The following is a 6,000-nucleotide window of genomic DNA, read 5'->3' on the forward strand; positions in this document are numbered from 1 at the left end:
AAGTTTATTTCATACTTTTTTATTTAATTTTTACGGCGCCGTGACCCCCCGAGGGGGGTCACTCGCTTAAACTTTTGGAAAGGATACGCGGGCTGGCAACCTGAATCCTTACAACTGCTCTAACTTAGACCCATTATCTAAAATATCTTGATTAGGCTCGTTTAAGTCAACAATTATTATTTTTAAGCTTTTTCCCTCTAGCTCTGGACTAAGTTTTTCATTCAAAATTAATTTTCCATTCCTACATGTGGCTTGTAAAATTTTTAACATACTATCCATTATATTTTTTACGAGTCGTTACAAGTTCAAATCTACTATAATGTGAACCACGGTTCACATTAACGTGTTTGTGCTGAACACATGCAAATAATTTATCTGAATTAAAATCCTATCACTATCGTAGTATGTGGCGCCTATCAAAACAATCAACCATGTCGGTAATCACAAATCAAAGAAAAATTGGTAACTAGTAAGTGAAAATCTGTAATGTGTGATATGTTACAAATATAGAGTAGTACTTACTAGTTTTCCAATTATCTAAACCACCAGAATGTTTCCATTTATTGCCGTATCACGATTTAAGCTTATCGAAGCAAGCAAGTAATCAGCATTACCCATAAAGGGTACTTTTATACAAACTAAAAAAATGGAAATTACGTTGGTAAATTATCAGGGTCAATACCTTGAGATTTTAAGTAGGCTGCTAACCGCTCTTTCTGTAGACGTTCCTGTTCCGCGCGCTGACTTTCCTGTTCCGCACCAATACGTTTTTGTTTGGCAAGCTGACGTATCTGCTCAATAAGTTCTACGCCCCAAGGTAACAAATTACCTGCTTCATCCCACCATCGTAACCAGTACCCTGTTCGACATTGCTTTGTTCCTTGCCATGTCCCTAAAAACAAACCCATTGAGGCAACCCAGTAAAGACCATTCTCATTTGGTTGCTTTAACTCATAGTGTCCATTTTCCATCTCGTAAAATTCCAGTAAACCGCCATCTGGGTTAAAAATGGCGTAAATAGGAACCTTCAAAACTTGCTCGTAGAAAAACCATTTCCCTGGTGGATAAGTTCTTTTAACTGAATATTCTCCATCATCTTTATGAGACAAAAACTCCATTACGACCGCAGGAACATCTCCTTCTAGGTAAGGCGTATAACTTTTACGGTCTGGTAAAACTTGCAAAACTGAAGGTATATAAAGCCAGTCGGGTGCTTTAATAACTAGTTGTCCGTTAATCGTTGCACAAAGACCAAAATTCGTGGCAAATAACATACAGGGTTGAATAAAACCCAAATGTTCTAAAATTTCATTTAATGCCGCAGCTATAAGCGGTTGACCTATATTATCCACTGGGTCGTCTTTTAACCGGAAACCATCGGGCAATGCTTCCCAAGTGATTACCATTTCTCTAGACGCTTTGGCTTCACTGACCTGGGGTATCATAGAACACTGCCTTTGTTAACGTGTTTTTATTTTATAACTTATGTACTATATACGCGAATTTCTACTAATATCCTCGCTTGATTTGTTATATAAACAGGATTTGCGATGTTGTCACAATTGGGTGCCGATGCGTAAAAGCTTTTGGATGCGTTGAGCCGATTGAATTTCTCGTTACCTTTTGAGTAATCGTAATGCCTTTCACGCACCTGCGTTATGATGTGATGATTTCTTTATTTTGACAAATTAATTAGAATGCTATAATATAAAGCTAGTTATTGTAATATATGTATATTATGACAAAGCGACGAAGACGATAAAACTAGATAGGCAGCCGTCGCAAGGGTTTTACACAAACTAGCTGGATATTTGATGTATTTCCGGCTACACATACTTTGATGAGCGTTGCAACTACAAAGCGCGCTTTCTGGTTGCTCTCATGTAGAATACATCTGTCAGATTGCGAATTGTATTAAGCTGCAACGCGAGCGATCCGATAGTTATATTTCTCTTGCAAATGACAAAAGCCTATCAAAACAGGCTTAAATTACAACTATCTAGTCTTCTTTAGAAGACTTGTGCAATTAGCCTTAGATTTTAATCTAAGGCGGGTATCGCGATATTGGAAAAACCGCATTTCAGATACCGCATGGTAAAAAATTAGACTTACATATACACATGAACGTTACACAAGAACAACTAAAATCAAAAGTAGAACAGGCAACGGTAGCGGCGTTCGGCGCCGACTTAGCGGGAACTGACGTGATGTTAGTACCGACAAATAATCCGAAATTTGGTGACTATCAAGCAAACTTAGCTTTACCGTTAGCAAAAAAGTTAAAACAGCAACCGCGTGCTGTAGCTCAGGCAATTGTTGATAAACTCAATGTATCAGATATTTGCGAGGCGCCAGAAATAGCGGGGCCAGGGTTTATTAACTTGCGGTTGAAAACAGAATACCTTGAAGCACAACTTGCTGCCATACAAGCAGACGCGCGGTTAGGTGTACCAACCGCAGAACACCCCAAGCGGGAAATAGTAGACTTTTCGAGTCCCAACATTGCCAAAGAAATGCACGTTGGGCACTTGCGTTCTACAATTATTGGGGACTGCATCGCTAGAATTTTAGAATTTAAAGGACATGATGTACTGCGGTTAAACCATATAGGTGACTGGGGAACGCAGTTTGGAATGTTAATTACCTATCTACGGGAAGTTTACCCCGAAGCGTTGACAACTGCAAACGCTTTAGATATTGGTGACTTAGTAGAGTTTTATAAAAAAGCCAAAGCACGATTTGACGCAGACGAACAATTCCAAGAAACCGCGCGGCAAGAAGTTGTACGATTACAAGCAGGCGCCGAAGATACAACTCATGCTTGGAAACTTCTATGCGAACAGTCACGCAAAGAATTTCAAGTTCTATACAACTTGCTTGATATTAACTTGACCGAACGTGGCGAATCTTTTTATAACCCTTATTTAAAGTCAGTTGTAGAAGATTTAGAAAAAGCAGGTTTATTAGAAGAATCCGACGGCGCCAAAGTAGTATTCTTAGAAGGATTTACTAACAAAGAAGGTAAACCACTACCGTTAATTGTGCAAAAAACAGACGGTGGATATAACTACGCTACTACAGATTTAGCAGCACTACGGCAGCGGATACAACAAGAAGGCGCCAAACGGTTAGTATATGTCACCGATGCTGGACAAGCAAACCATTTTGCAGGAGTGTTTCAAGTAGCACGTCGGGCAGGGTGGATACCCGATGACGTAGAAATCGTACATGTGCCATTTGGCTTAGTATTAGGAGAAGACGGCAAGAAATTTAAAACCCGTTCAGGTGATACAGTACGGTTGCGGGATTTACTAGATGAAGCAGTAACTCGGTCGCGCAATGACTTAGAAGCGCGGTTAAAGGAAGCAGGTAACAACGAAACAGAAGAATTTATTGCCCATACTTCCCAAGTAGTTGGTATAAGTTCCGTTAAATATGCAGACTTAAGCCAAAACCGGACAACTGACTATAAATTTAGCTTTGATAGAATGCTCTCGCTCAAAGGTAATACGGCGCCGTATATGTTGTATGCTTACGCGCGGGTTAAAAGTATTGGGCGTGAAGGTAATATTGATTTTACTAAACTTGGCGCCGATGCAAAAATTCTGTTACGCGAAGAAACAGAATTTACTCTAGCAAAACACATACTACAACTTGGCGAAGTAATTAATACAGTTGAGCAAGAACTATTACCTAACCGCTTATGCGAGTACTTGTATGACTTGAGTGATAAATACAACAAATTCTACGAAAATTGCCCTGTTCTAAAATCAGAAGAACCTGTACGCACATCACGGTTAGCACTATGTGACTTAACCGCGCGTACCCTAAAACTTGGTTTATCCCTACTAGGTATTCAAGTTCTAGAAAGAATGTAATTGTAGCACGGGCATCTTGCCTGTGCAGTCATCTTTATTTTTACCACAGAGACACAGAGTTCACAGAGAAGAAATATGAACCACAAAGGCACAAAGGACACAAAGGAAGAATAAAAGAGATTATAAGGAAGGTACGAAGCATCTCGGTGTATAGTCTGAAATCCTAGATTCTACCCTTCGGGAAAACTCCGTTTACGTTGCGAGTAGCGGAACGAAGAATGATAATTTATACCTTGCTTGACTTTTCAAACATCCTCTAAATACAACACGTAAAATAAGCACAGCAAGGATTTAAACCTAATTTTTTAGCAGATTTAGCACGCTAAGTACGGAAGAGCCGTGTATGTATCGTATCATAACCCGCAGATTCAAGAAACCGTGCGAGTCTGACAGGCAATTGAGCATCAACCAGAAATTTCATTAGGCAATTTTGTGTATACTTTTAACTTGGCTAAGGCGCACAGCAAATTGCAGAGCAGCAAAAATATCTTCCCGCTCTAAATCTTCGTAATCTGCTAGAATTTCGTCAACTGTCATGCCGGCGCTAAGTAGTTCCAAAATCAATTCTACAGGATAACGGAGTCCTCTAATACAAGGCTTGCCGTGGCAAATGTCGGAATTATAAGTAATGCGTTGCAAAAGGTTACTGCTCATACTGTTATTTTTTATTAAGCATACGTTTATCTATTATAGTTATATTTGAGTTGAGTTGGAAATTTTTCCAGATACCGTAAACTAGCATCAATGGCTTGGTGTACATAATTAGGGCGCCATGATTGTTGTGCGTTGAAATAATCGAATACCCAGTTCCGACCGCATCAACGGTTCATGAGCGCTTTCACTTACCAGCCACTGTAAATTTGTATGTTCTAATATAGGCACCTTCTCAAAAAGATAGGCGCCTAGCTGTTTTTATCGAACTGAAATAGACCGTACAAGTATGCTCATAAATTCACCTGGGTTGGAGCTAGGTAACAGTGGACTCCAGTCGCCAACTGATGCATAACCTAATTGGTGCAACACTCGGATAGTGCCAGTAACCGCGAGCTGTGAACCAATAAGAGTATGTTTGATTTGCTCACGTTCCGGCGCCGAATATTCTGTCATTGAAGGCATATTTAAAAGATTTTTGTCAGTGTCGATAAAAGCTTTAACTGTGTTTTGTTCGGTTGATGCCATGATTTATTTACCCTTGATGAACAATTGTGATGAGACGGATGTAACAGCGCTCATAATTTATTTGTAACATTAATGTAGTATAAATGCAACTATATAATTACCAAATTTGTTTTGAAAAATAAATAAGATTCCCGACAACTTTTACGAAGTCGGGAATCTGATAAAATCTTGTTATTTCAAATAAACCATCCGTTACATCCTAGAGTCATCCGTTGCCACTACAACCCATTACCAATTAAAATAAATGGCGCCCAATAGTAAGGGTGTGAGTAACCAGAAGCGCACGGTTGTTTTGAAGAGGCGCCTGGGATAATTTCGATTTTAATACCTCTATCTACATCTTTCTTGTTCGAGTTATTAGCGAGTAATAAACTTAGTTGTGCTTTTTGCAAAGCTTCTGATTTTGTCATTTTACCGCTTGCTAAGTTTTGATAGAATTGCTGCATTAATTTAGTTGTACTCAAGTCATCAACACTCCACAGCGAAGCCATTACCGCTTTTGCTTTGTTCTCACCTCCAATAAAGTAACTACTAATACCAAGTATTTCCTTTATATAAAAAATTTTAATATGAATTAGAAAAAGCTATGATTGTGTAAATGTCTGGAAAAATTGGTTATGGTCAATAGCGATAGTGATAAATGTATTGGTGTTATTGGCAACATGCGCTCCCCATTCTCCGCCCTTACGGTAAATCTCTACTTCTTGAAATTTGGCTATATTTCTGTTTACAGCAACACAAGCTGCTAAAGGTGTTCTGGATAGTCCTCCTCAAAATGAAGGATTTGAACGCTTGATGAATGCTAAAAAACCCTGGATTAAATAATGCTTCAAGCTCCCGTCTTCTTTTAAGTACGCATGTTCTGAATAATTTTGATTGCGGGGTGAGTGAGAAACGGTTTTACAAGCAGCTTATTCAAAAGGCTGATGAACGCTTTGACGAT

The 6,000-nt window shown here is 39.0% G+C and carries 7 protein-coding genes; 1 reads left to right on the forward strand and 6 read right to left on the reverse strand.

Features of this window, described 5'->3' with window-relative positions:
* Positions 1-108 precede the first annotated feature (108 nt).
* Positions 109-279, reverse strand: coding sequence for a hypothetical protein (locus AC2JBO_RS22605; RefSeq protein ID WP_496955903.1), 171 nt, complete (start codon positions 277-279; stop codon positions 109-111).
* A 374-nt stretch (positions 280-653) separates the two neighbouring features.
* Positions 654-1,445 (reverse strand): Uma2 family endonuclease, encoded by a 792-nt coding sequence (locus tag AC2JBO_RS22610; protein WP_496955904.1) that lies wholly within the window; start codon positions 1,443-1,445, stop codon positions 654-656.
* 675 nt (positions 1,446-2,120) lie between these two features.
* On the opposite strand from AC2JBO_RS22610, the gene argS reads away from it, so the two are divergent.
* Complete coding sequence (argS, locus tag AC2JBO_RS22615; protein WP_496955905.1) at positions 2,121-3,878, forward strand: arginine--tRNA ligase; 1,758 nt, start codon at positions 2,121-2,123, stop codon at positions 3,876-3,878.
* A gap of 322 nt (positions 3,879-4,200) precedes the next feature.
* Here the strand turns inward: argS and AC2JBO_RS22620 are convergent, their stop codons facing one another.
* From AC2JBO_RS22620 to AC2JBO_RS22635, 4 genes are all read right to left on the reverse strand, one after another.
* Entirely contained in the window at positions 4,201-4,299 is a 99-nt protein-coding gene (locus AC2JBO_RS22620; protein ID WP_496955906.1) for a DUF5615 family PIN-like protein, read from the reverse strand.
* Entirely contained in the window at positions 4,299-4,532 is a 234-nt protein-coding gene (locus AC2JBO_RS22625; RefSeq protein WP_496955907.1) for a DUF433 domain-containing protein, read from the reverse strand. Before AC2JBO_RS22625 ends, AC2JBO_RS22620 begins: the two co-directional genes overlap by 1 nt.
* Positions 4,533-4,790: 258 nt before the next feature.
* Positions 4,791-4,994 carry a hypothetical protein gene (locus AC2JBO_RS22630; protein WP_496955909.1) on the reverse strand — a complete coding sequence of 68 codons (204 nt, stop codon included), beginning with the start codon at positions 4,992-4,994 and terminating at the stop codon, positions 4,791-4,793.
* A gap of 281 nt (positions 4,995-5,275) precedes the next feature.
* Positions 5,276-5,548, reverse strand: coding sequence for a CHAT domain-containing protein (locus AC2JBO_RS22635; protein ID WP_496955908.1), 273 nt, complete (start codon positions 5,546-5,548; stop codon positions 5,276-5,278).
* Positions 5,549-6,000: the final 452 nt, after the last annotated feature.

It is taken from the genome of Calothrix sp. CBUCES-K 9914 (assembly GCF_059640475.1).

What these genes read in the sequence shown, in the direction of transcription:
- AC2JBO_RS22605 (WP_496955903.1), bottom strand. Translation starts at nt 279, where the DNA reads ATGGATAGTATGTTAAAAATTTTACAAGCCACATGTAGGAATGGAAAA.
- AC2JBO_RS22610 (WP_496955904.1), bottom strand. Translation starts at nt 1,445, where the DNA reads ATGATACCCCAGGTCAGTGAAGCCAAAGCGTCTAGAGAAATGGTAATC.
- argS (WP_496955905.1), top strand. Translation starts at nt 2,121, where the DNA reads ATGAACGTTACACAAGAACAACTAAAATCAAAAGTAGAACAGGCAACG.
- AC2JBO_RS22620 (WP_496955906.1), bottom strand. Translation starts at nt 4,299, where the DNA reads ATGAAATTTCTGGTTGATGCTCAATTGCCTGTCAGACTCGCACGGTTT.
- AC2JBO_RS22625 (WP_496955907.1), bottom strand. Translation starts at nt 4,532, where the DNA reads ATGAGCAGTAACCTTTTGCAACGCATTACTTATAATTCCGACATTTGC.
- AC2JBO_RS22630 (WP_496955909.1), bottom strand. Translation starts at nt 4,994, where the DNA reads ATGCCTTCAATGACAGAATATTCGGCGCCGGAACGTGAGCAAATCAAA.
- AC2JBO_RS22635 (WP_496955908.1), bottom strand. Translation starts at nt 5,548, where the DNA reads ATGGCTTCGCTGTGGAGTGTTGATGACTTGAGTACAACTAAATTAATG.